The 234-nt window shown below is 72.2% G+C and carries 1 pseudogene; it reads right to left on the bottom strand.

The annotated features are described in order from the left end of the window. A pseudogene (locus DI272_RS44385) lies at positions 1 to 234 on the bottom strand (chitinase); the annotation flags it as partial.

Raw genomic sequence — 234 nt, 5'->3', positions numbered from 1 at the left:
CGGTGACCGTGGCGACCTTGGTGGTGCCGCGGTAGACGTCGTAGTCCTTGATGCCCTTGTCGTCGGTCGCCGCTTCCCAACTCAGCTTCACGGAGCTGCTGGTCACCTCCGTGGCGACCGGGGTGCCGGGCGCGCTGGGTGCCTCGTCGCGCGGGGGCGGGGTGCCGGTGGTGGTGACGGTCATGGTGCCGCTGGCCGGGCCCACTTGGCCGGAGGTGTCGCGGGCCTTGACGG

Source organism: Streptomyces sp. Act143 (assembly GCF_003143935.1).
Classification (GTDB): domain Bacteria; phylum Actinomycetota; class Actinomycetes; order Streptomycetales; family Streptomycetaceae; genus Streptomyces.
The sequence above is the reverse complement of the archived record's forward strand: the minus strand, read 5'-3'. Positions and strand labels throughout refer to the sequence as shown.